The 26702-nt window shown below is 53.7% G+C and carries 24 protein-coding genes and 1 pseudogene; 22 read left to right on the forward strand and 3 right to left on the reverse strand.

Features of this window, described 5'->3' with window-relative positions:
- Positions 1-26 precede the first annotated feature (26 nt).
- The 4 genes from relA to eno all read left to right on the forward strand — a co-directional run bounded on the left by relA (position 27) and on the right by eno (position 6370).
- Positions 27-2261 (forward strand): GTP diphosphokinase, encoded by a 2235-nt coding sequence (gene relA / locus FDW96_RS05575; RefSeq protein ID WP_042310708.1) that lies wholly within the window; start codon positions 27-29, stop codon positions 2259-2261.
- Between the two features lie 70 nt (positions 2262-2331).
- Complete coding sequence (gene mazG / locus FDW96_RS05580) at positions 2332-3123, forward strand: nucleoside triphosphate pyrophosphohydrolase (protein ID WP_042311157.1); 792 nt, start codon at positions 2332-2334, stop codon at positions 3121-3123.
- 224 nt (positions 3124-3347) lie between these two features.
- A complete protein-coding gene (gene pyrG / locus FDW96_RS05585) occupies positions 3348-4985 on the forward strand; it encodes a glutamine hydrolyzing CTP synthase (RefSeq protein ID WP_005130912.1) in 1638 nt (545 codons plus the stop codon).
- A gap of 86 nt (positions 4986-5071) precedes the next feature.
- Entirely contained in the window at positions 5072-6370 is a 1299-nt protein-coding gene (gene eno, locus FDW96_RS05590) for a phosphopyruvate hydratase (protein ID WP_042310706.1), read from the forward strand.
- A 55-nt stretch (positions 6371-6425) separates the two neighbouring features.
- Here the strand turns inward: eno and FDW96_RS05595 are convergent, their stop codons facing one another.
- Positions 6426-7250, reverse strand: a complete 825-nt coding sequence (locus FDW96_RS05595; protein ID WP_042310698.1) for a MurR/RpiR family transcriptional regulator — start codon at positions 7248-7250, stop codon at positions 6426-6428.
- Between the two features lie 165 nt (positions 7251-7415).
- Between FDW96_RS05595 and FDW96_RS05600 the strand changes: the two genes are divergently transcribed.
- From FDW96_RS05600 to queE, 3 genes are all read left to right on the forward strand, one after another.
- Positions 7416-8972, forward strand: coding sequence for a maltose/glucose-specific PTS transporter subunit IIC (locus FDW96_RS05600; protein WP_042311155.1), 1557 nt, complete (start codon positions 7416-7418; stop codon positions 8970-8972).
- Entirely contained in the window at positions 8972-9661 is a 690-nt protein-coding gene (locus FDW96_RS05605) for an N-acetylmannosamine-6-phosphate 2-epimerase (RefSeq protein ID WP_137365398.1), read from the forward strand. Before FDW96_RS05600 ends, FDW96_RS05605 begins: the two co-directional genes overlap by 1 nt.
- Positions 9662-9732: 71 nt before the next feature.
- Positions 9733-10404, forward strand: a complete 672-nt coding sequence (gene queE, locus FDW96_RS05610) for a 7-carboxy-7-deazaguanine synthase QueE (RefSeq protein ID WP_038633185.1) — start codon at positions 9733-9735, stop codon at positions 10402-10404.
- 47 nt (positions 10405-10451) lie between these two features.
- On the opposite strand, the gene queD is transcribed toward queE, so the two are convergent.
- Positions 10452-10814, reverse strand: a complete 363-nt coding sequence (gene queD, locus FDW96_RS05615; RefSeq protein WP_006687049.1) for a 6-carboxytetrahydropterin synthase QueD — start codon at positions 10812-10814, stop codon at positions 10452-10454.
- Positions 10815-11252: 438 nt separating this feature from the next.
- Here queD and cysJ point away from each other — a divergent pair, with 438 nt between their 5' ends.
- The 3 genes from cysJ (at position 11253) to cysH (ending at position 15575) form a co-directional block, all read left to right on the forward strand.
- Positions 11253-13052: an NADPH-dependent assimilatory sulfite reductase flavoprotein subunit gene (gene cysJ, locus FDW96_RS05620; protein WP_137365329.1), complete on the forward strand. Its 1800-nt coding sequence runs from the start codon at positions 11253-11255 to the stop codon at positions 13050-13052.
- Positions 13052-14764, forward strand: coding sequence for an assimilatory sulfite reductase (NADPH) hemoprotein subunit (gene cysI / locus FDW96_RS05625; protein WP_137365330.1), 1713 nt, complete (start codon positions 13052-13054; stop codon positions 14762-14764). Before cysJ ends, cysI begins: the two co-directional genes overlap by 1 nt.
- Positions 14765-14840: 76 nt before the next feature.
- Positions 14841-15575, forward strand: coding sequence for a phosphoadenosine phosphosulfate reductase (gene cysH, locus FDW96_RS05630; protein WP_085048822.1), 735 nt, complete (start codon positions 14841-14843; stop codon positions 15573-15575).
- Between the two features lie 50 nt (positions 15576-15625).
- Here cysH and FDW96_RS05635 read toward each other — a convergent pair whose 3' ends face one another.
- Positions 15626-16663: an aminopeptidase gene (locus FDW96_RS05635; RefSeq protein ID WP_137361244.1), complete on the reverse strand. Its 1038-nt coding sequence runs from the start codon at positions 16661-16663 to the stop codon at positions 15626-15628.
- 254 nt (positions 16664-16917) lie between these two features.
- On the opposite strand from FDW96_RS05635, the gene cysD reads away from it, so the two are divergent.
- The 12 genes and pseudogenes from cysD to rpoS all read left to right on the forward strand — a co-directional run bounded on the left by cysD (position 16918) and on the right by rpoS (position 26684).
- Complete coding sequence (cysD, locus tag FDW96_RS05640; protein ID WP_003034152.1) at positions 16918-17826, forward strand: sulfate adenylyltransferase subunit CysD; 909 nt, start codon at positions 16918-16920, stop codon at positions 17824-17826.
- 9 nt (positions 17827-17835) lie between these two features.
- Positions 17836-19263 (forward strand): sulfate adenylyltransferase subunit CysN, encoded by a 1428-nt coding sequence (gene cysN / locus FDW96_RS05645; RefSeq protein WP_042310687.1) that lies wholly within the window; start codon positions 17836-17838, stop codon positions 19261-19263.
- On the forward strand, positions 19263-19868 hold the full coding sequence (gene cysC / locus FDW96_RS05650; protein WP_042310685.1) for an adenylyl-sulfate kinase: 606 nt from the start codon (positions 19263-19265) through the stop codon (positions 19866-19868). Before cysN ends, cysC begins: the two co-directional genes overlap by 1 nt.
- A gap of 47 nt (positions 19869-19915) precedes the next feature.
- Positions 19916-20239, forward strand: a complete 324-nt coding sequence (locus FDW96_RS05655) for a DUF3561 family protein (RefSeq protein WP_042310684.1) — start codon at positions 19916-19918, stop codon at positions 20237-20239.
- A 214-nt stretch (positions 20240-20453) separates the two neighbouring features.
- Positions 20454-20765 (forward strand): cell division protein FtsB, encoded by a 312-nt coding sequence (gene ftsB / locus FDW96_RS05660; protein ID WP_003034163.1) that lies wholly within the window; start codon positions 20454-20456, stop codon positions 20763-20765.
- Between the two features lie 18 nt (positions 20766-20783).
- A complete protein-coding gene (gene ispD, locus FDW96_RS05665) occupies positions 20784-21494 on the forward strand; it encodes a 2-C-methyl-D-erythritol 4-phosphate cytidylyltransferase (protein ID WP_061382355.1) in 711 nt (236 codons plus the stop codon).
- Positions 21494-21973: a 2-C-methyl-D-erythritol 2,4-cyclodiphosphate synthase gene (ispF, locus tag FDW96_RS05670; RefSeq protein WP_042310680.1), complete on the forward strand. Its 480-nt coding sequence runs from the start codon at positions 21494-21496 to the stop codon at positions 21971-21973. Before ispD ends, ispF begins: the two co-directional genes overlap by 1 nt.
- Positions 21970-23019: a tRNA pseudouridine(13) synthase TruD gene (gene truD, locus FDW96_RS05675; RefSeq protein WP_061382354.1), complete on the forward strand. Its 1050-nt coding sequence runs from the start codon at positions 21970-21972 to the stop codon at positions 23017-23019. Before ispF ends, truD begins: the two co-directional genes overlap by 4 nt.
- Entirely contained in the window at positions 23000-23761 is a 762-nt protein-coding gene (gene surE, locus FDW96_RS05680; RefSeq protein ID WP_061382353.1) for a 5'/3'-nucleotidase SurE, read from the forward strand. Before truD ends, surE begins: the two co-directional genes overlap by 20 nt.
- On the forward strand, positions 23755-24381 hold the full coding sequence (locus FDW96_RS05685) for a protein-L-isoaspartate O-methyltransferase (protein WP_042310675.1): 627 nt from the start codon (positions 23755-23757) through the stop codon (positions 24379-24381). The genes surE and FDW96_RS05685 overlap by 7 nt, the downstream gene beginning before the upstream one ends.
- A gap of 164 nt (positions 24382-24545) precedes the next feature.
- Positions 24546-25628 (forward strand): murein hydrolase activator NlpD, encoded by a 1083-nt coding sequence (gene nlpD, locus FDW96_RS05690; protein WP_227255159.1) that lies wholly within the window; start codon positions 24546-24548, stop codon positions 25626-25628.
- 62 nt (positions 25629-25690) lie between these two features.
- A pseudogene (gene rpoS / locus FDW96_RS05695) lies at positions 25691-26684 on the forward strand (RNA polymerase sigma factor RpoS).
- Positions 26685-26702 lie beyond the last annotated feature (18 nt).

Consider the following 26702-nt stretch of genomic DNA (forward strand, 5'->3'; position numbering starts at 1 on the left):
AGGCCTGGCCCCTAAAGGAGAGGACAATGGTTGCGGTAAGAAGTGCACATATAAATAAAGCTGGTGAGTTTGATCCCAAGAAATGGATCGCGAGTCTGGGAATCTCCAGCCAGCAGTCGTGTGAACGCTTAGCCGAAACCTGGGCGTACTGCCAGCAGCAAACACAGGGACATCCTGATGCAGATCTGCTGTTATGGCGTGGCGTGGAGATGGTAGAAATACTCTCTATGTTGAGTATGGACATCGACACACTGCGTGCAGCAATGCTGTTTCCTCTGGCGGATGCCAACGTGGTCAGTGAGGATATCCTGCGTGAAAGCGTGGGTAAATCGATTGTGCATCTTATCCATGGTGTGCGCGATATGGCGGCGATACGCCAGCTGAAAGCCACGCATACCGACTCAGTCTCTTCCGAGCAGGTCGATAACGTCCGCCGTATGCTGCTGGCAATGGTGGATGATTTCCGCTGCGTGGTCATCAAGCTGGCAGAGCGGATCGCGCATCTGCGTGAAGTGAAAGACGCGCCGGAAGATGAACGCGTTCTGGCGGCAAAAGAGTGCACCAACATCTATGCGCCGCTGGCCAACCGTTTAGGCATCGGGCAATTAAAATGGGAGCTGGAAGATTACTGCTTCCGCTACCTGCACCCGGCCGAATACAAACGCATTGCCAAGCTGCTGCACGAGCGTCGTATCGATCGCGAACACTATATTGAAGAGTTCGTTGGCCATCTGCGTTCAGAGATGAAAACGGAAGGCGTCAAAGCCGAAGTGTACGGGCGTCCGAAGCATATCTACAGCATCTGGCGAAAAATGCAGAAAAAGCAGTTAGCCTTCGATGAGCTGTTTGATGTCCGCGCGGTGCGTATCGTGGCGGAGCGCTTACAGGACTGCTATGCCGCGCTCGGGATAGTACATACTCACTATCGCCATCTGCCGGATGAGTTCGATGATTACGTCGCTAATCCGAAACCCAACGGCTATCAGTCAATCCATACGGTTGTACTGGGACCGGGTGGAAAAACCATTGAAATCCAGATCCGCACCAAACAGATGCACGAAGATGCCGAACTGGGCGTGGCGGCACACTGGAAGTACAAAGAAGGGACTGCATCAGGCGCGGCGCGTTCTGGGCATGAAGACCGCATTGCGTGGCTGCGTAAGCTGATCGCCTGGCAGGAAGAGATGGCGGATTCCGGCGAAATGCTGGATGAAGTCCGCAGCCAGGTCTTCGATGACCGGGTTTACGTCTTTACGCCAAAAGGTGACGTTGTGGACTTACCTGCAGGCTCCACGCCGCTGGACTTTGCGTACCACATTCACAGTGATGTAGGGCATCGTTGTATTGGCGCGAAAATTGGTGGGCGCATCGTGCCGTTTACCTACCAGTTACAGATGGGCGATCAAATTGAAATTATCACCCAGAAACAGCCAAACCCAAGCCGTGACTGGTTGAACCCTAACCTTGGCTATGTAACCACCAGCCGTGGTCGTTCGAAGATCCACGCCTGGTTCCGTAAACAGGATCGTGACAAAAACATCCTTGCGGGCCGCCAGATCCTCGACGACGAGCTTGCGCACCTGGGCATTAGCCTGAAAGAGGCGGAAAAACATCTGCTGCCGCGCTACAGCTTCAATGAGCTGGATGAACTGCTGGCGGCGATTGGCGGAGGAGACATCCGTCTCAACCAGATGGTGAACTTCCTGCAGGCGCAGTTTAATAAGCCGAGCGCTGCTGAGCAGGATGCTGCCGCGCTGAAACAGCTTCAGCAGAAAACCCAGGCGCCGCAGAGTCGCCGTAAAGACGATGGTCGCGTCGTGGTGGAAGGGGTTGGTAACCTGATGCACCACATTGCCCGCTGCTGCCAGCCGATTCCTGGCGATGAAATCGTTGGGTTTATCACTCAGGGGCGCGGTATTTCCGTGCACCGGGCCGATTGCGAACAGTTGGCAGAGCTGCGTTCGCACGCGCCGGAGCGGATTGTTGATGCGGTTTGGGGCGAAAGCTACTCGGCGGGATATTCGCTGGTGGTTCGCGTCCAGGCCAACGATCGCAGCGGTTTATTGCGTGATATCACCACCATTCTTGCCAACGAGAAAGTGAACGTGCTGGGGGTTGCCAGCCGGAGCGATACCAAACAACAGTTGGCCACCATCGATATGACCATCGAAATCTATAACCTGCAGGTGCTCGGGCGCGTGCTTGGTAAGCTGAACCAGGTGCCGGATGTGATCGACGCGCGGCGGTTGCACGGTAATTAATACGAACGTAGGCCGGATAAGGCGAAGCCGCCATCCGGCCTACAGTTATTCAAATCTCCAGGATTTTCACATGAACCAAATCGATCGACTGCTCGGTATTATGCAGCGCCTGCGCGACCCGGAAAACGGCTGTCCGTGGGATAAAGAGCAGACATTCGCCACTATTGCCCCTTACACCCTCGAAGAAACCTATGAAGTACTGGATGCGATTGCGCGTGAAGACTTCGACGACCTGCGTGGAGAGCTCGGCGACCTGCTGTTCCAGGTGGTGTTTTACGCCCAGATGGCGCAGGAAGAAGGCCGTTTTGATTTCAATGATATCTGCGCCGCCATCAGCGATAAGCTTGAACGCCGGCATCCGCATGTATTCGCTGATGTTTCTGCCAGCAACAGTACTGAAGTGCTCACCCGCTGGGAGCAAATTAAAAGCGAAGAACGCGCCGAGAAAGCACAGCATTCCGCGCTCGATGATATTCCCCGCAGTTTACCGGCGCTAATGCGCGCCCAGAAAATCCAGAAACGTTGCTCTAATGTTGGCTTCGATTGGAAAACAATAGGACCGGTTGTCGATAAAGTTTATGAAGAGATCGACGAAGTCATGTTTGAGGCAAAGCAGGCTGTTGTCGACCAGGCTAAACTGGAGGAAGAAATAGGCGATCTGCTGTTTGCCACAGTCAACATGGCTCGTCATCTGGGGACAAAAGCAGAGACCGCATTGCAAAAAGCGAACGAAAAATTTGAGCGACGTTTTCGTGAAGTTGAGCGAATTGTCGCTGCGCGCGGTCTGGAAATGACGGGTGTGGATCTGGAAACAATGGAAGAAGTCTGGCAACAGGTAAAACGGCAGGAAATTGATCTCTAAGGGATTTCGTCGGTCAAGGGCGTTTTGTGTGATTTTTTAAATAACAAGCGCTTGATTTACGTCAAAAACATTTACCCCAAAGGGGCTATTTTCTCACTCCCGATGTTAATGTGAGCCTGGTGAAGAGGAGGGATAATGAAAGTTTGTGGCGCTCGTCATGTTCGGGTATACTACTTTCCCGTCTTGGTAATTCCATCGTTTCACCCTAACTTCTCAGGTCCAGCATGACAACGAACTATATTTTTGTGACCGGCGGGGTCGTATCCTCTCTGGGAAAAGGCATTGCCGCAGCCTCCCTCGCAGCCATTCTTGAAGCCCGTGGCCTCAACGTGACCATGATGAAACTGGATCCGTACATCAACGTCGATCCGGGTACTATGAGCCCAATCCAACACGGGGAAGTGTTCGTTACCGAAGACGGCGCTGAAACCGACCTGGACCTGGGTCACTATGAGCGTTTCATCCGTACGAAAATGAGCCGCCGCAACAACTTCACCACGGGTCGTATCTACTCTGACGTTCTGCGTAAAGAACGCCGTGGCGACTATCTGGGCGCTACTGTTCAGGTTATCCCGCATATCACCAACGCAATTAAAGAGCGCGTTCTGGAAGGCGGTGAAGGTCATGATGTTGTTCTGGTCGAAATCGGCGGAACCGTTGGGGATATCGAATCTCTGCCGTTCCTTGAAGCGATTCGCCAGATGGCCGTAGAAATTGGCCGTGAGCACACGCTGTTTATGCATCTGACGCTGGTTCCGTACATGGCGGCGGCAGGTGAAGTCAAAACGAAACCGACTCAGCACTCTGTAAAAGAGCTGCTTTCTATCGGTATTCAGCCAGATATCCTGATCTGCCGCTCCGATCGCGCAGTTCCGGCTAATGAACGTGCGAAAATTGCATTGTTCTGTAACGTTCCGGAAAAAGCGGTGATTTCTCTGAAAGATGTCGATTCCATCTATAAAATTCCGGGCCTGTTGAAATCCCAGGGCCTTGACGATTATATTTGTAAACGATTCAGCTTGAACTGTCCGGAAGCTAATCTGTCAGAATGGGAACAGGTTATCTACGAAGAAGCGAATCCGGCAGGTGAAGTGACTATCGGTATGGTCGGCAAGTACATTGAACTGCCGGATGCCTATAAGTCAGTGATTGAAGCGCTGAAGCACGGTGGTCTGAAGAATCGTGTCACCGTCAACATCAAGCTGATCGATTCGCAGGATGTCGAAACGCGCGGCGTTGAGATCCTGAAAGGTCTTGATGCTATCCTGATCCCTGGCGGCTTTGGCTACCGTGGTGTTGAGGGTAAAATCGCGACGGCGCGCTTTGCGCGTGAGAACAATATTCCTTATCTGGGCATTTGCCTGGGTATGCAGGTTGCGTTGATTGAGTTTGCGCGTAACGTAGTGGGTATGGACAACGCCAACTCCACGGAATTTGTGCCAGACTGTAAGTACCCGGTGGTGGCCCTGATTACCGAATGGCGTGACGAAGACGGCAACGTCGAAGTCCGTACCGAGAAGAGCGATCTGGGTGGCACCATGCGTCTTGGCGCGCAGCAGTGTCAACTGAGCGATGAAAGTCTGGTCCGTCAACTGTACGGCACGCCGACAATCGTTGAACGCCATCGCCACCGCTACGAAGTCAACAATATGCTGTTGAAACAGATTGAAGCTGCTGGTCTGCGTGTTGCAGGCCGTTCCGGTGATGATCAGTTGGTCGAGATCATCGAGGTACCGAATCATCCGTGGTTCGTGGCCTGTCAGTTCCACCCGGAATTTACTTCCACGCCACGTGATGGGCACCCGCTGTTTGCCGGCTTTGTGAAAGCCGCCAGTGAACATCAGAAGCGTCAGGCGAAGTAAGAAGTAAAAAGTTAGAACGGCAATGCACCCATTCGGGTGCATTGTTTGTCTGGAGTTTTAGTTTAACTTGTACTGAGGAAAACCTAATGTCCAAAATCGTTAAAATCATCGGTCGTGAAATCATCGACTCCCGTGGTAACCCGACTGTTGAAGCCGAAGTACACCTGGAAGGTGGTTTCGTTGGTATGGCAGCAGCTCCGTCAGGTGCTTCTACTGGTTCCCGCGAAGCACTGGAACTGCGCGATGGCGACAAATCCCGTTTCATGGGTAAAGGCGTACTGAAAGCTGTTGCAGCTGTTAACGGCCCAATTGCTCAGGCTCTGCTGGGTAAAGATGCTAAAGATCAGGCTGGCATCGACAAGATCATGATCGATCTGGACGGTACTGAAAACAAATCCAACTTCGGTGCAAACGCCATCCTGGCTGTGTCCCTGGCGAACGCCAAAGCAGCAGCTGCTGCTAAAGGCCTGCCGCTGTATGCGCACATCGCTGAACTGAACGGTACTCCGGGCAAATACTCCATGCCGGTTCCGATGATGAACATCATCAACGGTGGTGAGCACGCTGACAACAACGTCGACATCCAGGAGTTCATGATTCAGCCGGTTGGCGCTAAGACTCTGAAAGAAGCCGTACGTATGGGTTCTGAAGTGTTCCACAACCTGGCTAAAGTTCTGAAAGCTAAAGGTATGAACACTGCAGTTGGTGACGAAGGCGGCTACGCGCCGAACCTGGGTTCCAACGCTGAAGCTCTGGCTGTAATCGCTGAAGCGGTTAAAGCAGCTGGCTACGAGCTGGGCAAAGACATCACTCTGGCGATGGACTGTGCAGCTTCTGAATTCTACAAAGACGGTAAATACGTTCTGGCTGGCGAAGGCAACAAAGCATTCACCTCCGAAGAATTCACTCACTTCCTGGAAGAACTGACCAAACAGTACCCGATCGTGTCCATCGAAGATGGTCTGGACGAGTCTGACTGGGACGGTTTCGCATACCAGACTAAAGTTCTGGGCGACAAAATCCAGCTGGTTGGTGACGATCTGTTCGTAACCAACACCAAGATCCTGAAAGAAGGCATCGAAAAAGGCATCGTTAACTCCATCCTGATCAAATTCAACCAGATCGGTTCTCTGACCGAAACTCTGGCTGCGATCAAAATGGCGAAAGACGCTGGCTACACTGCTGTCATCTCTCACCGTTCTGGCGAAACTGAAGACGCTACCATCGCTGACCTGGCTGTTGGTACCGCTGCAGGCCAGATCAAAACTGGTTCTATGAGCCGTTCTGACCGCGTTGCTAAGTACAACCAGCTGATTCGTATCGAAGAAGCGCTGGGTGCACAGGCTCCGTACAACGGTCGTAAAGAGATCAAAGGTCAGGCGTAATCCTGTTCTTTAACTCTTAACGTAAAAACCCGCTGCGGCGGGTTTTTTTATGTCTTTAAAGCAGTAGCGGTAGGGTCGCACTCGCCGTTTGCTGGCTCACATCGCTGTACTTTTCATCCAGCGCAATCAGCGACGTGGTGAGCAGTTCCACTAACAGCATGACACCCACCTTGGCGTTTAGCGCACCAGCACTCAATGGACCTTCCGGTTTGGCTGCGACCAGTTGAATATCACTCAGCGAAGCCAGCGGACTACGCGGTGTATTACTCAGCGCCAGTACGCGTACGCCTTGCTTACGCGCCAGCTTTACGACATGCAGCAGATCGCGCGTGGAGCCTGAGCTGGATATCGCCACTACCAGCGTATCTTTGCTTAGCGTTGTAGCGTTCATAGCTGCACGGTGCATGTCACTGAACAATTGCGCGGGTTTGCCGAGGCGCAGGAGTTTGTAATGTAAATACTCACCCAGAATAGCGCTGGCCGCTACGCCATAAATTTGTACCGACTGAGCCTGATGCAGCGCCAGAGCGGCTGCTTCCAGTAATGTTCTGTCGAGTAATTTTGCCGTGTCCTGCAGCGCTTGCACGGATTCATTGACGACATTGTCAATCTCATCACCGCTGTGCTCTACCGGCTCTCCTTGCCGGAGATCGAGTGCCAGCGCCATCTTAAATTCGTTATAGCCCTTACACCCCAGCGTACGGCACAGACGCGTGACGCTCGCCTCGCTGGTGTCGCTTTCACGCGCCAGTTCGGTAATCGTCAGATAGACTACTCTTGCCGGATCGCTAAGCACAAACTCTCCCAGCTTTTGTTGAGTTCGACTATATCCATCAACGCCCTGGCGCAATCTCAGCAGCAGGTTTTCATTTTCTGACATGCAAAATCCTTAATGCGTTTCTCTGCCGATAGTGTGGCGGAAAGCAGGGGAGAGATGCCAGTCATTTTAAAAAAGTATGATCGGCTTCCTGGTTTTTGATGGTAATTTTCGTTTTTATAATTAATTATGGTAAAAATTTTCATCAATGATCGGGGAGATGAAAAAATGATGCAAATATTTAGCGGCGCTTCGTCAGGCGCATGGTTTGAAAAGGCGCAAAGGTTCGGCAAATCGTTCATGCTGCCGATTGCGGTATTGCCCGCAGCGGGGTTGTTGCTGGGGATTGGTGGGGCTTTGTCGAATCCCAATACGCTGACGGCCTACCCATTCTTGAATGTCGACTGGCTGCAGGCAATCTTCACGATCATGACCAGCGCGGGTTCTATCGTGTTTGCCAACCTGTCGGTGCTTTTTGCGGTTGGTGTCGCCGTGGGGCTGGCGAAAACGGATAAAGGCACGGCGGGCCTTGCGGCCTTGCTGGCATTTCTGGTGATGAATGCCACCATCAACGCTTTGTTAACGCTCAACGGAACGCTGGCGCACGAGAATCCAGGTGCTGTGGGCCAGGGGATGACGCTGGGCATTCAGACGCTGGAAACGGGCGTGTTTGGTGGGGTAGTGATTGGTCTGGTCACTTGCGCGCTGCATAGTCGTTTCAATAAAGTCTCACTCCCTCAGTTTCTTGGTTTTTTCAGTGGTTCGCGTTTTGTACCGATTATCAGCTCGCTTGCCGCGATTGTGGTGGGGGCGATCATGACGGTGGTGTGGCCGCATTTCCAGAAGCTCATTTTTGGACTGGGCGGTCTGGTGGATGCGACGGGCTATCTGGGGACGCTGCTGTACGGCTTCATCCTGCGTATGCTTGGTCCACTGGGTTTACACCATATTTTTTATTTGCCGTTCTGGACGACGGCGCTGGGCGGGAGCGAAATCGTCAACGGTCAACTGGTCGAAGGCACCCAGCGTATTTTCTTTGCCCAACTTGCCGATCCGAATACGCAGCAGTTTTATGCCGGTACCTCGCGCTTTATGTCCGGGCGCTTTATCACCATGATGTTTGGCCTGCTTGGCGCATGCCTGGCGATGTACCACACGGCAAAACCGGAGAACAGAAAGCTTGTCGCCGGACTGCTGCTGTCGGCTGCTCTGACCTCTTTCCTGACGGGCATCACTGAGCCTATTGAGTTCTCCTTCCTGTTTGTGGCTCCGGTGTTATATGTCATTCACGCCTTCTTCGATGGGCTGGCGTTTATGATGGCGCATATTTTACATATCACTATTGGGCAAACCTTTTCGGGTGGGCTGATCGATTTCCTCCTCTTCGGCGTGCTACAGGGGGAAGCGAAAACCAACTGGATGTACGTCCCTCTGGTTGGGGTTCCGTGGTTCTTTCTTTACTACTTCACCTTCCGTTATTTGATTAACCGCTTTAACTGGCTGACGCCGGGACGTGAGAACGCTGCCCAGGTGGAGTCCGGTCTGCCTCAGAGCGAACGCGCAGCGGCAATCATCGCCGGGCTGGGAGGCAAAGAGAATCTGGAAGAGGTGGACTGTTGCGCCACACGCTTACGCGTGACGGTGAAAGAGAGCAGCAAGGTAGATGAAGCGGGGCTGAAAGCGACCGGAGCGCGTGGCGTAATTATTCGCGGCAACGGTGTTCAGGTGATTTATGGCCCGCATGTCACCATCATTAAAAATGAAGTCGAAGAGATCTTATCGTGATGAAAACTGTACTGGATTCCCTGAAAGGTAAGTTAATTGTCTCCTGCCAGGCGCTGGAAAATGAGCCCCTGCACAGCCCGTTTATTATGTCTCGTATGGCGCTGGCGGCAGCGCAGGGCGGGGCGATAGGTATCCGTGCGAACAGCGTGGTAGATATTCGCGCGATCAAAGAGAGCGTCTCCCTGCCGGTAATAGGAATTATCAAGCGCGATTATCCGGGCAGCGAGGTGTTTATTACGGCCACCCTGCAGGAAGTGGATGAGCTGATGACCGTTGAGCCGGAAATTATTGCTCTGGATGCGACAGCGCGACCGCGTCCTGGTGGGCAAACGCTGGAAGAACTGGTCACGCAAATCCGCGCCCGCTACCCGTCCGTACTGCTGATGGCGGATATCGCCACCGTTGATGAGGCGGTAACAGCAGAGCTGCTGGGGTTTGACTGCGTGGGCACCACGCTCTATGGCTATACTGCGGACACTGCCGGGCATGTGCTGGCGGAAAACGACTGCGGTTTTTTACGTGAGGTGTTGGCGGCGGTCACCATACCGGTCGTGGCGGAAGGGAACGTCGATACCCCGGAACGCGCCGCACGTTGCCTGGCATTAGGCGCGCATACCGTGGTGGTTGGAGGCGCTATCACGCGTCCGCAGCAGATAACGGCACGCTTTGTCGCGGCGATCGCCTCGTAAAGCATCGATGGGGCATGATACTTTGGCGGGGATCTGCGATAATTAGCGTTTATCCCCATATTGAGAACGCTATGCAGTACCCGATTAACGAGATGTTCCAGACCCTGCAAGGTGAGGGTTACTTTACCGGCGTCCCCGCCATTTTTATTCGTTTACAGGGATGCCCGGTTGGCTGTGCCTGGTGCGATACCAAACACACCTGGGATAAGCTTGAGGATCGGGAAGTCTCCCTGTACAGCATCCTGGCCAAGACTAAAGAGAGCGATAAGTGGGGCGCGGCGAGCAGTGAAGATCTGCTGGCTGTTATTCAGCGTCAGAGCTATACCGCCCGTCATGTGGTGATCACCGGCGGTGAGCCCTGCATTCATGACCTGATGCCGCTGACTGACCTGCTGGAAAAGAACGGCTTTAGCTGCCAGATTGAAACCAGCGGTACCCACGAAGTACGCTGTACGCCGAATACCTGGGTGACCGTGTCGCCAAAGGTGAATATGCGCGGCGGTTATGATGTGCTGTCACAGGCGCTGGAGCGCGCGAATGAAATCAAACATCCGGTCGGCCGCGTTCGCGATATTGAAGCGCTGGATGAACTGCTGGCAACGTTGAGCGATGACAAGCCACGGATCATTGCCTTACAGCCAATCAGCCAGAAAGAAGATGCGACGCGTCTGTGCATTGATACCTGTATCGCGCGTAACTGGCGTCTGTCGATGCAGACCCATAAGTACCTGAATATTGCCTGATAAATTTTGCCGGGTGGGCTACGCATCGCCATCCGGCAAAGTCACTATCACTCGCCGCGATACACGCAACCCGCCGTGCAGGTCTCTTTCACCATTACTGCGCTCAGCAGAGGGACAACAGGTTTAACCTGATCCCAAATCCATTTTGCCAGCACTTCGCTGGTTGGGTTTTCTAAGCCCGGAATATCGTTCAGATAGTAGTGATCGAGTCTGTCGTAAGTCGGCTTAAACGCCGCCTTTAACTCTGCGAAATCCATAATCCAACCGGTATGCGGATCGACTTCACCGGTAATTTCAAGACGCACCATAAATGAGTGACCATGCAGGCGACCACACTTATGCCCTTCCGGTACATGCGGCAGGCGGTGAGCGGCTTCGAAGGTGAAATCTTTAAACAAGGTGGTGGACATTTTTTACTCTCAAGAATGCGAAAAACCGCCGTAGGGTACCGTAAAGAGCAAATTTTATCATTAGTTAAAAGGGCGCAGAGTATCAGAACAATCCATTCATAAAGATAATGCTTAATAAATTTTTATATATCATAGGCTTATTAAATCGATTTTGCTGTTAATAACTATAACTAAAACAGGTTAGTTCATTTGGTTATTTGTTATTTCTATCCCTTCTTTAGTTGTTACTATGCCCGCCGTTAACCTAATACTCGTCATACTTCGAGCTGCATGTGTGTTGGCTTCACTCTCTTATCCCAGTCACTTACTTCAGTAAGCTCCTGGGATTCGTTCACTTGCCGCCTTCATGCAACTCGAATTATTTAGAGTATTTTCATTTCTTTTTTTGGTGCCATTTGGGCGCGAAAAACAGCTTTGCTTACTGGAACATGACAACGCATGACGACACAGGCCCCACCTTCCGCTCTGCTACCGCTAAACCCGGAGCAACTGGCGCGCCTTCAGGCGGCCACTACCGATTTCACTCCCGCACAGTTGGCGTGGGTTTCTGGTTACTTTTGGGGCGTGCTGAATCAGCAGCCAGCCAGCAATGCGACAGCCCCTGCGCCTGCCGCAGAAATGCCAGGGATTACGCTTATCTCTGCCTCGCAAACCGGTAATGCGCGCCGTGTGGCGGAAGCCCTGCGCGATGATCTGATTGCCGCGAAGCTCAATGTCACTCTGATCAATGCCGGCGACTACAAATTCAAACAAATCGCCAATGAAAAGTTGTTGGTTGTGGTGGCATCGACTCAGGGAGAAGGCGAACCAGCGGAAGAAGCCGTCGCGCTGCATAAGTTCCTGTTCTCGAAAAAAGCGCCGAAGCTTACCGATACCGCCTTTGCGGTGCTGGGTCTTGGCGATACCTCTTACGAATTTTTCTGCCAGGCCGGGAAAGACTTCGACAGCAAGCTGGCCGACCTGGGCGGTGAGCGCCTGCTCGACCGCGTCGACGCCGACGTGGAATACCAGGCTGCCGCCTCCGAATGGCGCGCGCGTCTGGTCGATGTGCTGAAAGCGCGTGCGCCTGCTGCCCCGTCTGTACAAGTTGCAGCGAGCGGTGCGGTAAATGAAGTACATACCAGCCCCTACACCAAAGAAGCACCGCTGACTGCGTCCTTGTCGGTGAACCAGAAAATTACCGGTCGTAACTCGGAAAAAGACGTCCGCCATATCGAAATCGACCTTGGCGATTCCGGTCTGCGTTATCAGCCGGGCGACGCGCTGGGCGTGTGGTATCAGAACGATCCGGCTCTGGTGAAAGAGCTGGTTGAACTGCTGTGGCTGAAAGGGGATGAACCGGTCACGGTCGAAGGAAAAATCCTGCCGCTGGCCGAAGCGCTGGAATGGCATTTCGAGCTGACGGTCAACACCGCGAATATCGTGGAAAACTACGCCACGCTGACGCGCAGTGAATCGCTACTGCCGCTGGTGGGCGATAAAGCCCAGCTGCAGCAGTATGCGGCTACCACGCCAGTCGTCGATATGGTGCGTTTCTCGCCGGCACAGCTTGATGCCGACGCGTTAATCGGCCTGCTGCGTCCACTGACGCCGCGCCTCTATTCTATCGCCTCCGCGCAGGCGGAAGTTGAAAGCGAAGTCCACGTCACCGTCGGCGTTGTGCGTTACGAGATTGAAGGCCGCGCCCGCGCTGGCGGAGCTTCCAGCTTCCTCGCTGACCGCGTGGAAGAAGAGGGCGAAGTCCGCGTATTCATCGAACATAACGACAACTTCCGCCTGCCGGCTAACCCACAGACGCCGGTGATTATGATTGGTCCTGGCACCGGTATCGCGCCATTCCGCGCCTTTATGCAGCAGCGTGCGGCCGATGGCGCCGAAGGCAAGAACTGGCTGTTCTTCGGTAACCCGCACTTCACCGAGGATTTCCTTTATCAGGTTGAATGGCAGCGTTACGTGAAAGAAGGCGTGCTGAGCCGGATCGATCTGGCCTGGTCACGTGACCAAAAAGAAAAAATCTACGTACAAGACAAACTGCGCGAACAGGGCGCAGAACTGTGGCGCTGGATCAATGACGGTGCCCACATTTATGTCTGCGGCGACGCTAATCGCATGGCGAAAGACGTTGAGCAGGCGTTGCTGGAAGTGATTGCTGAATTCGGTGCAATGGACATCGAAGCGGCGGATGAATTTTTAAGTGAGCTGCGCGTCGAGCGCCGTTATCAGCGAGATGTCTACTAATGAGCGAAAAATACCCAGGGCCTTTAGTGGTCGAAGGCAAACTGACTGACGCCGAGCGCATGAAGCGTGAAAGTAATTTCCTGCGCGGCACCATCGCGGAAGACCTGAATGATGGCCTGACCGGCGGTTTTCACGGCGATAACTTCCTGCTGATCCGTTTCCACGGTATGTACCAGCAGGATGACCGCGACATTCGCGCCGAGCGCGCCGAGCAGAAGCTAGAGCCGCGTCACGCGATGCTGCTGCGCTGTCGTCTGCCGGGTGGGGTGATCACCACTACCCAGTGGAAGGCGATCGATAAATTCGCCGCTGACAACACAATTTACGGCAGCATCCGTCTGACTAACCGTCAGACCTTCCAGTTCCACGGTATTCTGAAGAAGAACGTCAAACCGGTGCATCAGATGCTGCATTCGGTGGGGCTGGATGCGCTGGCGACTGCCAACGACATGAACCGTAACGTGCTGTGTACCTCCAACCCTTATGAGTCGCAGCTGCACGCGGAAGCCTATGAGTGGGCGAAAAAGATCTCTGAACATCTGCTGCCGCGCACTCGCGCCTATGCGGAGATTTGGCTCGATCAGGAGAAGGTCGCGACCACCGACGAAGAACCGATCCTCGGCGCAACCTATCTGCCGCGTAAATTTAAAACCACGGTGGTGATCCCGCCGCAGAACGATATCGATCTGCACGCCAACGACATGAACTTCGTGGCGATTGCCGAAAACGGCAAGCTGGTGGGCTTTAACCTGCTGGTTGGCGGCGGTCTGTCTATTGAGCACGGTAATAAGAAAACCTACGCTCGTACAGCCAGCGAGTTTGGCTTCCTGCCGCTGGAGCATACCCTGGCGGTAGCCGAAGCGGTGGTGACGACCCAGCGTGACTGGGGTAACCGTACCGATCGTAAAAACGCGAAAACCAAATATACGCTTGAGCGCGTCGGTGTCGACACGTTCAAAAAAGAAGTTGAGCGTCGCGCGGGGATCAAATTTGAGCCGATCCGCCCGTATGAGTTTACCGGTCGCGGCGATCGCATTGGTTGGGTGAAAGGGATCGACAACAACTGGCACCTGACGCTGTTTATCGAAAACGGTCGTATCCTGGATTACCCGGGACGTCCGCTTAAAACGGGTTTACTGGAGATCGCGAAGATCCACAAAGGCGATTTCCGCATCACCGCCAACCAGAATCTGATCATCGCTAGCGTGCCGGAAAGTCAGAAAGCGAAGATCGAGAAGCTGGCGCGCGACCACGGGTTGATGAATGCGGTGAAACCGCAGCGTGAAAACTCGATGGCCTGCGTGTCGTTCCCGACCTGCCCGCTGGCGATGGCCGAAGCCGAGCGTTTCCTGCCGTCATTTACGGACAAAGTGGAAGCGATTCTGGAAAAACACGGCATCCCGGACGAGCATATCGTGATGCGCGTGACCGGCTGCCCGAACGGCTGCGGCCGCGCGATGCTGGCGGAGCTGGGGCTGGTGGGCAAAGCGCCTGGTCGCTACAACGTGCATCTGGGCGGCAACCGCATGGGGACGCGTATTCCGCGTATGTACCGCGAAAATATTACGGAATCAGAAATTCTCGATTCCGTTGACGAACTGGTTGGGCGCTGGGCGAAAGAGCGCGAAGCGGGTGAAGGCTTCGGCGACTTTACGGTGCGTGCGGGCATCATTCGCCCGGTGCTCGATCCAGCGCGTGATTTCTGGGAATAAGTTCCCTTTGCCTGGTGACGCGACGGTTTTGTAGGCCTGATAAGTGTAGCGCCATCAGGCATAAGATGAGGTAATTATGTCCGTACTCGATCTACACGCATTGAACGATCTGCCGAAAGTTGAACGCGTTATGGCTCTGGCTGAAACTAACAGCCAACTGGAAAAGCTGGACGCCGAAGGCCGCGTGGCGTGGGCACTGGAGAATTTGCCGGGAGAATATGTGCTTTCTTCCAGCTTTGGTATTCAGGCCGCAGTAAGCCTGCATCTGGTCAATCAGATCCGCCCGGATATCCCGGTAATTCTGACCGATACCGGCTATCTGTTCCCGGAAACCTACCAGTTTATTGACGAGTTAACGGACAAACTCAGGCTGAATCTGCAAGTCTATCGGGCGAAGGAGAGTGCTGCCTGGCAGGAAGCACGCTATGGCAAACTGTGGGAGCAGGGCGTTGAGGGCATTGAGAAATACAATGACATCAACAAAGTCGAGCCGATGAACCGGGCGCTAAAAGAGCTGAAAGCACAGACCTGGTTTGCGGGCCTGCGCCGCGAGCAGTCAGGCAGCCGGGCGCATTTGCCGGTACTGGCAATTCAGCGCGGCGTGTTTAAAGTGCTGCCGATCATTGACTGGGATAACCGTACCGTTTACCAGTATCTGCAAAAGCACGGGCTGAAATATCACCCGCTGTGGGACCAGGGCTATCTGTCGGTGGGTGATACGCATACTACCCGCAAATGGGAGCCGGGCATGGCGGAAGAAGAGACGCGCTTCTTCGGGCTGAAGCGCGAATGCGGGCTGCACGAAGGGTAATATGAGCCTCGGTAAGCGTTATGCATTACCGGGGCTCTTTTTTTTCAGGATTACCCTGCCTTCGCCAGCTCTTTTACCAGCGGCAGCATAATGCGTACCACGTCGCGGCTGCGGTGCTCAATCCGGCCCGGTAACGCTTTATCGATATGCTGTTGGTTGTCCAGCCGTACATCGTGCCAACTGTTGCCGTCTGGGAACGAGGGGCTTTTGGCGCGTTGTTGATAGCCATCTTTCTTGCCCAGGCTCCAGTTGGTCGCTTCAACGGACAGGACGGCAATTCCCGCGTTATCGAACACCTCTGCATCGTTACAGCAGCCGGTACCTTTTGGATAGTCTTTGTTCAGCCCGGGGTTGGTGCTGGCGACAATACCGCGGCTGCGCGCGATGGCCAGCGCCCGGTCGCGCGTCAGTTTTCGTACGGCTTCCGGGGTTCTTTTCCCGCTGTTGAAATAGAGCTTATCGCCAACGATCAGATTATCGAGGTTGATAACCAGCAGCGTATTTTTCTTCTCGGCGGCGCTCATTCGCTTCAGGATGTTCTCTGCGCCCAGTTTGCCTTCCTCTTCACCGCTGGTGGCGATAAAGCGAATACCGTACTGCGTCGGCACATTTTTGAGCCGTTCAGCCAGCTCCAGCATCACGCCCACCCCTGCGGCGTTGTCGTCGATACCCTGCAGGGTTAATCCACCCAGATTGGCATCGGAATCGGCGTCACTTTGTGCGGCGTAGGTGTCGAGGTGCGCCATGATAATAATCTGCTGTGGCACCTTGCCTTCATGGGCTGCAATGACGGTACTGCCCGTTACGTTATGCCAGTTTTTACGATTATCTTTGGCGGTATAAATATAGCGACTGTTAAACGTCCGAATATCACTGCTATAGCCCATCTGTTGAAATTGCTGACGTATATAATCAGCAGATAACATTTCTGCCGGAGAACCCGTCACCCGGCCTGGGAAGAATGTGGCGATGTAGCGTGCCTGGGTATTTGCGATATCTCCGGGCTTCGAAGATGTTGCCTGTGCGGGAAGGATAAAGCACGCGCCGAGCGCCAGGGCGGTAGTCAGGTGGCGCAATGCGGAAAACATAGTGAGTCCTTAAATACCAAGCAGAAATTTTTAGCCGCTAGTATGAAACCGTGATCGAGGTAAAACAATTTCATTTGCTCCTAAATGCCCGAAATCCGGTGGCTTAAGCACTTTTTGATATTTGCTTTTCCAGATCGTTATTCCTTTGAGGAACTACTCATTCCAATTCGTAATTTCATTCGCCTCCTTGCCCTCCCTATAGTCAGGTTATCTGAGCATCGCTAGCAAAATAACGGCATTACATAGGAACGGTTATGGATCAAAAACGACTTACCCACCTGCGGCAACTGGAAGCGGAAAGCATCCATATCATTCGTGAGGTGGCCGCCGAGTTTTCTAATCCGGTGATGATGTATTCCATCGGCAAAGATTCCAGCGTAATGCTGCATCTGGCGCGCAAAGCGTTTTATCCTGGTACGCTGCCGTTCCCCTTGCTGCACGTTGATACCGGTTGGAAATTTAGCGAGATGTATGAGTTTCGTGACCGCACGGCGAAAGCCTACGGCTGCGAACTGCTGGTGCATAAAAACCCGGAAGGGGTGGCGATGGGCATCAACCCGTTTGTTCACGGCAGCGCCAAGCATACCGATATTATGAAAACCGAAGGGCTTAAGCAGGCGCTGAACAAATACGGTTTTGACGCCGCGTTCGGCGGCGCACGCCGTGATGAGGAGAAATCGCGCGCCAAAGAGCGCATTTACTCCTTCCGCGATCGCTTCCATCGCTGGGACCCGAAAAATCAGCGTCCGGAACTGTGGCACAACTACAACGGACAAATTAACAAAGGCGAAAGCATTCGCGTATTCCCGCTCTCTAACTGGACCGAACAGGATATCTGGCAGTACATCTGGTTGGAAAATATCGACATCGTACCGCTGTACCTGGCGGCTGAGCGTCCGGTGCTGGAGCGCGATGGTATGCTGATGATGATTGATGACGACAGAATCGATCTGCAACCCGGCGAAGTGATTAAAAAGCGCATGGTGCGTTTCCGCACGCTTGGCTGCTGGCCGCTGACCGGCGCGGTGGAGTCTAACGCGCAGACGCTGCCGGAAATTATTGAAGAGATGCTGGTCTCAACCACCAGTGAACGTCAGGGCCGCGTGATTGACCGCGACCAGGCGGGCTCCATGGAGCTGAAGAAACGTCAGGGGTATTTCTAAGGAGCCGCCATGAATACGACACTTGCACAACAAATTGCTAATGAAGGCGGCGTTGAAGCCTGGATGGTTGCCCAGCAACACAAAAGCCTGCTGCGTTTTTTAACCTGCGGTAGCGTGGATGACGGGAAAAGTACCCTGATTGGTCGCCTGCTGCATGATACCCGGCAGATCTATGAAGATCAGCTCTCATCGCTGCATAACGACAGTAAACGCCACGGCACCCAGGGCGAAAAACTCGATCTGGCGCTATTGGTAGACGGCTTGCAGGCCGAGCGTGAGCAGGGCATCACCATCGACGTGGCTTATCGTTATTTCTCCACCGAGAAGCGCAAATTTATTATTGCGGATACCCCCGGTCACGAACAGTACACCCGCAATATGGCGACCGGTGCGTCGACCTGCGACCTGGCGATCCTGTTGATCGATGCGCGTAAAGGCGTGCTGGATCAGACCCGTCGTCACAGCTTTATCTCCACGCTGCTTGGGATCAAGCACCTGGTGGTAGCGATCAACAAAATGGATCTGGTGAGCTTTAGCGAAGAGACATTTAACCGCATCCGCGAAGACTATCTCACGTTTGCTGAACAACTGCCGGGCAACCTGGATATCCGCTTTGTGCCGCTCTCTGCGCTGGAAGGCGATAACGTGGCTTCACAAAGCGTCAGCATGCCATGGTACAGCGGTCCGACGCTGCTCGAAGTGCTGGAAACCGTTGAGATCCAGCGCATTGTCGATACCCAGCCGATGCGTTTCCCGGTGCAGTATGTGAACCGACCAAATCTGGATTTTCGTGGTTATGCCGGAACGCTGGCCTCCGGTAGCGTGCAGGTAGGGCAACGCGTCAAGGTGTTACCGTCCGGCGTTGAGTCGAGCGTGGCGCGGATCGTTACCTTTGATGGTGATTTACAGCAAGCGCATGCAGGTGAAGCGATCACCCTGGTGCTGAAAGATGAGATCGACATCAGCCGGGGCGATCTGCTGCTGGATGCTGGTGAAGCGTTGCCAGCGGTACAAAGCGCTGCCGTTGATGTGGTGTGGATGGCGGAACAGCCGCTGTCGCCGGGGCAGAGCTACGACATCAAAGTTGCCGGCAAGAAGACCCGTGCACGCGTGGATACCGTGCAGTATCAGGTCGATATTAATAACCTGACCCAGCGTGAGGTCGACGCGTTACCGCTGAACGGCATTGGTCTGGTTAATCTGACGTTTGATGAACCGCTGGTGTTGGATACCTATCAGCAGAACCCGGTTACGGGTGGGTTGATTATCATTGACCGCCTGACTAACGTCACTGTCGGCGCGGGGCTGGTGCGCGAGCCTATCATTCAGGAGCAGGCCGCCGCTTCTCAGTTCAGCGCGTTTGAACTGGAGCTGAATGCGCTGGTGCGTCGCCACTTCCCACACTGGGGTGCGCGCGATCTGCTGGGAGGCAAATAATGGCGCTGCATGACGAAAACGTCGTCTGGCATGCCCATCCTGTTACACCGCAACAGCGGGAGCAACGCCACGGTCACCGTGGTGTTGTGCTGTGGTTTACCGGACTGTCTGGCTCCGGTAAATCTACGGTAGCGGGAGCGCTGGAAGAAGCGTTGCACAAGCTGGGCGTCAGCACTTATCTGCTGGATGGCGATAACGTGCGTCACGGCCTGTGTAGCGATTTGGGGTTTAGCGATGCTGACCGTAAGGAGAATATCCGGCGCGTTGGCGAGGTGGCGAACCTGATGGTGGATGCCGGTCTGGTGGTGTTGACCGCGTTTATCTCTCCGCATCGCGCCGAGCGAAAAATGGTCCGTGAGCGCCTTGGCGCAGGGCGTTTTATTGAGGTTTTTGTCGATACGCCATTAGCAACGTGCGAAGCGCGCGATCCAAAAGGGCTGTATAAAAAAGCCCGGTCGGGGGAGTTGCGCAATTTCACCGGAATTGATTCGGTATACGAAGCGCCTGAATCGCCAGAGATTCATCTTGATGGTGAACAATTGGTAACAAATTTGGTTCCCCAATTATTAGACCTGCTGAGGCAGGAAGATATTATCAGATCCTGAGACACCCGAGCTTGCATGCCCGGTCAGTCACGGTCACAGGATTAGATATGCGTAACAGCCATAACATTACTATCACAGAGTCAGAGACCTTCGCCGCCGCCGACGAAACCACCTGGTCCCTACCAGGGGCCGTGGTCGGTTTTGTAGCGTGGCTGCTGGCGCTGGGGTTCCCATGTCTGATGTATGGCCCTAACACACTGTTTTTCTTCCTTTATACCTGGCCTTTCTTCCTCGCGTTGCTGCCCGTGGCGATTGTGGCGGGTATTGCCCTGCACTCGCTATTAAAGGGAAAGCTGCTGCTGAGCATTACCAGCACCCTGCTGGTGGTGGGTGGAATGTTTAGCGCCCTATTCTTTTGGCTTTTGGGCTAGGCTAAGTCCGTTTTAAACGATCGCCGATGTCGTTCACTGTCTGGTCATAATTCAAACCGTAACCAACAATGAGATTATGTTCTCCTTACACAGGGTATACGTAACAACGGGCAAATGTGGTACATTTGCCCGCGTTGTCGCGGCATTCCCGTCCGTTGATGTAAAGTCGTCTACGGAAGTTATGGGATGTTAATGCCGTTTTTCAGGGGGCAGGATGGGTAAACTTACGCTGCTGTTGCTGGCTTTATTAGTCTGGCTACAGTATTCGCTGTGGTTCGGTAAGAACGGCATACATGACTATAGTCGCGTCAACGATGATGTTGCTGCGCAGCAGGCTACAAACGCGAAACTTAAAGCGCGTAACGATCAGCTCTTTGCCGAAATTGACGATCTCAATGGCGGACAAGAGGCTATTGAGGAGCGCGCGCGCAACGAACTCAGCATGACTAAGCCGGGCGAAACCTTTTATCGTCTGGTGCCTGACGCGTCTAAACGCGCCCAGACTGCAGGGCAAAATAATCGATAAACCGTCCAGGGATCTAACATGGCAGCCACTTTATTGGACGTTTGCGCCGTGGTGCCGGCTGCCGGATTTGGCCGCCGAATGCAAACAGAGTGTCCTAAGCAGTACCTCTCAATTGGCAATAAAACCATTCTTGAACACTCGGTTGATGCGCTACTGGCCCATCCCCGGGTGACACGAGTCGTCATCGCTATCAGCCCAGGCGACAGCCGCTTTGCCCAACTTCCACTTGCCGCGCATCCGCAAATTACCGTAGTGGATGGCGGCAATGAACGTGCCGATTCTGTCCTTGCCGGTTTGCAAGCCGCAGGAGATGCCCGTTGGGTACTGGTGCATGACGCCGCGCGGCCGTGTCTGCATCAGGATGATCTAGCGCGTTTGCTGGCAATCAGTGAAACCAGCCGCACTGGCGGGATCCTGGCCGCACCCGTACGCGATACGATGAAACGCGCTGAGCCGGGCCGCACAGACATTGCCCATACGGTCGATCGTACAGACTTATGGCATGCGTTAACGCCGCAGTTTTTCCCTCGCGAACTGTTGCACGACTGCCTGACCCGTGCGCTCAACGAAGGCGCAACCATTACGGACGAAGCCTCGGCGCTGGAATATTGCGGCTTTCATCCGCAACTGGTCGAAGGACGCGCTGACAACATCAAAGTCACCCGCCCGGAAGACCTGGCGCTGGCGGAATTTTATCTGTCCCGAACAATTCATCAGGAGAATGCATAATGCGAATCGGACACGGTTTTGACGTACACGCTTTTGGCGGCGTTGGCCCAATTATCATTGGTGGCGTGCGCATCCCGTATGAAAAAGGACTGCTGGCGCATTCTGATGGTGATGTGGCGTTACATGCGCTAACCGATGCCTTGCTGGGCGCGGCGGCGCTGGGTGACATCGGTAAACTCTTCCCGGATACCGACCCGTCCTTTAAAGGTGCAGATAGCCGCGAATTATTGCGTGAAGCCTGGCGGCGTATTCAGGCTAAAGGCTATACGCTTGGTAATGTGGATGTGACGATTATTGCTCAGGCGCCGAAGATGCTGCCGCACATTCCGCAAATGCGTGTATTTATTGCCGAAGATCTCGGCTGCCATATGGATGATGTTAACGTGAAAGCGACCACCACGGAAAAACTCGGTTTCACCGGGCGTGGGGAAGGGATTGCCTGTGAAGCGGTGGCGTTACTCATTAAGGCAACGAAATGACTGCGTTTGAAAATCTGACATATCTTCATGGTAAACCACTGGGCCATGGTGTCCTGAAAGCGAATCCGGAAGACTTTGTCGTCGTCGAAGATTTAGGTTTCGAACCGGATGGCGAAGGCGAGCACATTTTGGTGCGCATTCTGAAAAACGGCTGTAATACCCGTTTTGTCGCTGACGCGCTGGCGAAATTCCTGAAAATTCACGCCCGTGAAGTGAGCTTTGCCGGGCAAAAAGATAAGCATGCGGTCACGGAACAGTGGCTATGCGCGCGCGTGCCGGGCAATGTAATGCCTGATTTAAGCAAATTTGAGCTCGAAGGCTGTAAAGTGCTGGAGTACGCGCGCCACAAGCGTAAGCTGCGTTTAGGGGCGCTGAAAGGCAACGAATTTACGCTTGTGCTACGTGAAGTGAGCGAGCGAAATGACGTTGAAGCGCGTTTACAGGCGATTAGTGAGCGCGGCGTACCGAACTATTTTGGTGCTCAGCGTTTTGGGATCGGCGGCAGCAATCTGCAAGGGGCACTGCGCTGGGCGCAAAGTGATGCGCCGGTGCGCGATCGCAATAAACGCAGTTTTTGGTTGTCGGCGGCCCGTAGCGCGTTGTTTAATCAGATCGTCAGTGAACGCTTGAAAAAAACAGACTTTAATCAAGTTGTTGACGGCGATGCGCTACAATTATCGGGACGCGGAAGCTGGTTTGTCGCCACGCAGGAAGAACAGACTGAATTACAGCGTCGCGTCGATGATAAAGAATTGATGATTACAGCGGCATTACCGGGTAGCGGTGAGTGGGGAACTCAGCGCGACGCGCTGGCGTTTGAAGAAGGCGCTGTTGCGGATGAAATCGTGCTGCAGTCTCTGCTATTGCGCGAGAAAGTCGAGGCATCGCGACGCGCTATGTTGCTGTATCCACAACAATTAAGCTGGAACTGGTGGGATGACGTAACCGTTGAGTTACGCTTCTGGCTACCGGCAGGTAGCTTCGCCACCAGTGTAGTAAGGGAACTTATTAACACAATGGGTGATTATGCGTATATTGCTGAGTAACGATGATGGGGTCCATGCACCCGGTATACAAACGCTGGCGAAAGCGCTGCGTGAGTTTGCTGATGTACAGGTGGTTGCCCCGGATCGTAACCGCAGTGGCGCGTCTAACTCGCTGACGCTGGAATCTTCACTTCGCACGTTTACCTATGATAACGGCGATATCGCCGTACAAATGGGTACGCCCACCGACTGCGTCTATCTGGGCGTGAACGCATTAATGCGTCCGCGTCCGGACATTGTCGTTTCTGGTATTAACGCAGGTCCTAATCTCGGGGATGATGTCATCTATTCCGGTACCGTTGCGGCGGCAATGGAAGGTCGTCACCTTGGGTTCCCTGCGCTGGCTGTCTCGCTTGATGGCCATAAGCACTACGATACTGCCGCGGCAGTAACCTGTCGTATATTACGGGCGCTGAGTCGTGAACCGCTGCGCACCGGGCGTATTTTGAATATCAACGTTCCGGATATACCGCTGGATCAGATTAAAGGTATTCGCGTCACCCGCTGCGGCAGTCGCCATCCGGCGGATCAGGTTATCCCACAGCAGGATCCACGCGGGAATACGTTGTACTGGATTGGGCCGCCGGGGGAAAAATGCGACGCCGGGCCAGATACAGATTTTGCCGCCGTCGATGAAGGCTATGTTTCCATCACGCCGCTGCATGTCGATTTAACCGCCTACGGTGCGCATGAGGTGGTTTCGAGTTGGTTGGACAGCGTGGGAGTCGACACGCAATGGTAAGCAGACGCGTACATACTCTTCTTGAACAATTACGTGCCCAGGGCATCAGAGATGAGCAAGTCCTCGATGCTCTCGCTGCCGTGCCGCGTGAGAAATTCATTGATGAGGCGTTTGAACATAAGGCCTGGGACAATATTGCCTTGCCGATTGGTCAGGGGCAGACGATTTCGCAGCCTTATATGGTTGCACGTATGACTGAGCTGCTTGAGTTAACGCCGCAATCGCGGGTGCTGGAAATTGGCACGGGCTCAGGCTACCAGACGGCGATTCTGGCGCATCTGGTGCATCATGTATGCTCCGTTGAGCGCATTAAAGGCCTGCAATGGCAGGCGCGTCGTCGCCTGAAACAGCTTGATTTACACAATGTTTCTACCCGTCACGGTGATGGATGGCTGGGCTGGCAAGCGCGGGCCCCGTTTGACGCTATCATTGTAACGGCAGCGCCGCCTGAGATCCCAACTGCACTGATGATGCAGTTGGATGAAGGCGGCATTCTCGTCTTACCCGTGGGCGATGAGCACCAGTTCCTGAAGCGGGTGCGTCGTCGGGGAGGCGAATTTATTATTGATACCGTGGAGGCCGTACGTTTTGTTCCCTTAGTTAAAGGGGAGCTTGCGTAGACACTGGCTCTGAATACCTGGAGTTTTCCTGGATATTCTGGAATTAGTCAGCGTATCGTGTCGATGCTTTTACACGGTGATTACGTTACGGGTTTTAACCAAATTTTCCTGGGGGATAAATGAGCGCGGGAAGCCACAAATTTACCATTCGCCGTATTGCGGCATTGTCACTGGTTTCATTATGGCTGGCAGGTTGTTCAAACACCTCGAATCCACCAGCGCCGGTCAGCTCGGTTGACGGCGGTGCATCCACGAACACCAGTTCCGGCATGCTGATTACGCCTCCGCCAAAAATGGGCTCGACGTCGACAGTACAACAGACGCCACAGATCCAACCGGTGCAGAGTCCGACTACGCAACCAACGCAAATTCAGCCTGTTGCAGAACAGCCTGTACAGATGGAAAACGGTCGTATCGTGTACAACCGTAAGTATGGGAATATTCCGAAAGGTAGCTACACGGGCGGCAGCACCTATACTGTCAAGAAAGGCGACACGCTTTTCTATATCGCCTGGATTACCGGGAACGATTTCCGTGACCTCGCACAGCGCAATAACGTTCCGGCCCCGTATAGCCTGAATGTCGGCCAAACTCTGCAAGTGGGCAACGCCTCGGGTACACCGATTACCGGTGGGAATGCCATCACCCAGGCGGATGCAGCACAGCAAGGAGTTGTGACCAACCCTGCACAAAATTCCACCGTTGCTGTTGCTTCGAAACCAACAATTACGTATTCTGAGGATTCAGGTGAACAAAGTGCTAACAAAATGTTGCCGAACAACAAGCCTGCTGGGACAGTTGTCACAGCGCCAGTAACGGCTCCAGCAGTTAGCACAACCGAAACAACTGCAAGCTCAACGTCGACCAGCGCGCCAATCTCTACCTGGCGCTGGCCAACTGACGGCAAAGTGATCGAAAACTTTGCGGCTACCGAAGGTGGCAATAAAGGGATCGACATTGCAGGCAGCAAAGGACAGGCTATTGTCGCGACCGCTGATGGACGCGTCGTCTATGCCGGTAACGCGCTGCGTGGTTACGGTAACCTTATTATCATCAAACATAACGATGATTACCTGAGCGCCTACGCCCATAACGATACAATGCTGGTCCGGGAACAACAAGAAATCAAGGCGGGGCAGAAAATAGCTACCATGGGTAGTACCGGAACCAGTTCAACACGCTTGCATTTTGAAATTCGTTACAAGGGGAAATCCGTAAACCCGCTGCGTTACTTGCCGCAGCGATAATTCGGCGGAACCAGGCTTTCACTTGCTAGTTCCGTTAGGGATCACGGGTAGGAGCCACCTTTATGAGTCAGAATACGCTGAAAGTTCATGATTTAAATGAAGATGCGGAATTTGATGAGAACGGAGTAGAGGCTTTTGATGAGAAAGCCTTGAGTGAAGAGGAACCCAGTGATAACGACCTGGCTGAAGAAGAGCTGTTATCGCAGGGGGGCCACACAGCGTGTGTTGGACGCGACTCAGCTTTACCTTGGTGAGATTGGTTATTCACCACTGTTAACAGCCGAAGAAGAAGTTTATTTTGCGCGTCGCGCACTGCGTGGAGATGTCGCCTCTCGCCGCCGCATGATTGAAAGTAACCTGCGTCTGGTGGTGAAAATTGCCCGCCGTTATGGCAATCGTGGTCTGGCATTGCTGGATCTGATTGAAGAGGGCAATCTGGGACTTATCCGTGCAGTCGAGAAGTTTGACCCGGAACGCGGGTTCCGCTTTTCAACATACGCAACGTGGTGGATACGTCAGACGATCGAACGGGCGATTATGAACCAAACCCGTACGATCCGACTGCCGATTCACATTGTAAAAGAGCTGAACGTCTATCTGCGTACCGCGCGTGAGTTGTCGCATAAACTGGACCACGAACCGAGCGCAGAAGAGATTGCTGAACAACTGGATAAACCGGTTGATGACGTCAGCCGTATGCTCCGACTCAATGAGCGCATTACCTCGGTAGACACCCCGCTGGGTGGCGATTCCGAAAAAGCGTTGCTGGACATCCTGGCCGATGAAAAAGAAAACGGTCCGGAAGACACCACGCAAGACGATGATATGAAACAGAGTATCGTCAAATGGCTGTTCGAACTGAACGCCAAACAGCGTGAAGTGCTGGCACGTCGTTTCGGTCTGCTGGGGTATGAAGCTGCAACACTGGAAGATGTGGGCCGCGAAATTGGTCTCACGCGTGAACGTGTTCGTCAGATTCAGGTTGAAGGCCTGCGTCGTCTGCGCGAAATTCTGCAGACTCAGGGGCTGAATATCGAAGCGCTGTTCCGCGAGTAAGCACAAGTTCCATCAAGA

It is taken from the genome of Citrobacter sp. TBCS-15, from assembly GCF_005280815.1.
In the GTDB taxonomy this organism is placed as follows: Bacteria; Pseudomonadota; Gammaproteobacteria; order Enterobacterales; family Enterobacteriaceae; genus Citrobacter; species Citrobacter werkmanii.

Coding starts and splice junctions, on each gene's coding strand:
- relA (WP_042310708.1), top strand. CDS start 27: ATGGTTGCGGTAAGAAGTGCACATATAAATAAAGCTGGTGAGTTTGAT.
- mazG (WP_042311157.1), top strand. CDS start 2,332: ATGAACCAAATCGATCGACTGCTCGGTATTATGCAGCGCCTGCGCGAC.
- pyrG (WP_005130912.1), top strand. CDS start 3,348: ATGACAACGAACTATATTTTTGTGACCGGCGGGGTCGTATCCTCTCTG.
- eno (WP_042310706.1), top strand. CDS start 5,072: ATGTCCAAAATCGTTAAAATCATCGGTCGTGAAATCATCGACTCCCGT.
- FDW96_RS05595 (WP_042310698.1), bottom strand. CDS start 7,250: ATGTCAGAAAATGAAAACCTGCTGCTGAGATTGCGCCAGGGCGTTGAT.
- FDW96_RS05600 (WP_042311155.1), top strand. CDS start 7,416: ATGATGCAAATATTTAGCGGCGCTTCGTCAGGCGCATGGTTTGAAAAG.
- FDW96_RS05605 (WP_137365398.1), top strand. CDS start 8,972: ATGAAAACTGTACTGGATTCCCTGAAAGGTAAGTTAATTGTCTCCTGC.
- queE (WP_038633185.1), top strand. CDS start 9,733: ATGCAGTACCCGATTAACGAGATGTTCCAGACCCTGCAAGGTGAGGGT.
- queD (WP_006687049.1), bottom strand. CDS start 10,814: ATGTCCACCACCTTGTTTAAAGATTTCACCTTCGAAGCCGCTCACCGC.
- cysJ (WP_137365329.1), top strand. CDS start 11,253: ATGACGACACAGGCCCCACCTTCCGCTCTGCTACCGCTAAACCCGGAG.
- cysI (WP_137365330.1), top strand. CDS start 13,052: ATGAGCGAAAAATACCCAGGGCCTTTAGTGGTCGAAGGCAAACTGACT.
- cysH (WP_085048822.1), top strand. CDS start 14,841: ATGTCCGTACTCGATCTACACGCATTGAACGATCTGCCGAAAGTTGAA.
- FDW96_RS05635 (WP_137361244.1), bottom strand. CDS start 16,663: ATGTTTTCCGCATTGCGCCACCTGACTACCGCCCTGGCGCTCGGCGCG.
- cysD (WP_003034152.1), top strand. CDS start 16,918: ATGGATCAAAAACGACTTACCCACCTGCGGCAACTGGAAGCGGAAAGC.
- cysN (WP_042310687.1), top strand. CDS start 17,836: ATGAATACGACACTTGCACAACAAATTGCTAATGAAGGCGGCGTTGAA.
- cysC (WP_042310685.1), top strand. CDS start 19,263: ATGGCGCTGCATGACGAAAACGTCGTCTGGCATGCCCATCCTGTTACA.
- FDW96_RS05655 (WP_042310684.1), top strand. CDS start 19,916: ATGCGTAACAGCCATAACATTACTATCACAGAGTCAGAGACCTTCGCC.
- ftsB (WP_003034163.1), top strand. CDS start 20,454: ATGGGTAAACTTACGCTGCTGTTGCTGGCTTTATTAGTCTGGCTACAG.
- ispD (WP_061382355.1), top strand. CDS start 20,784: ATGGCAGCCACTTTATTGGACGTTTGCGCCGTGGTGCCGGCTGCCGGA.
- ispF (WP_042310680.1), top strand. CDS start 21,494: ATGCGAATCGGACACGGTTTTGACGTACACGCTTTTGGCGGCGTTGGC.
- truD (WP_061382354.1), top strand. CDS start 21,970: ATGACTGCGTTTGAAAATCTGACATATCTTCATGGTAAACCACTGGGC.
- surE (WP_061382353.1), top strand. CDS start 23,000: ATGCGTATATTGCTGAGTAACGATGATGGGGTCCATGCACCCGGTATA.
- FDW96_RS05685 (WP_042310675.1), top strand. CDS start 23,755: ATGGTAAGCAGACGCGTACATACTCTTCTTGAACAATTACGTGCCCAG.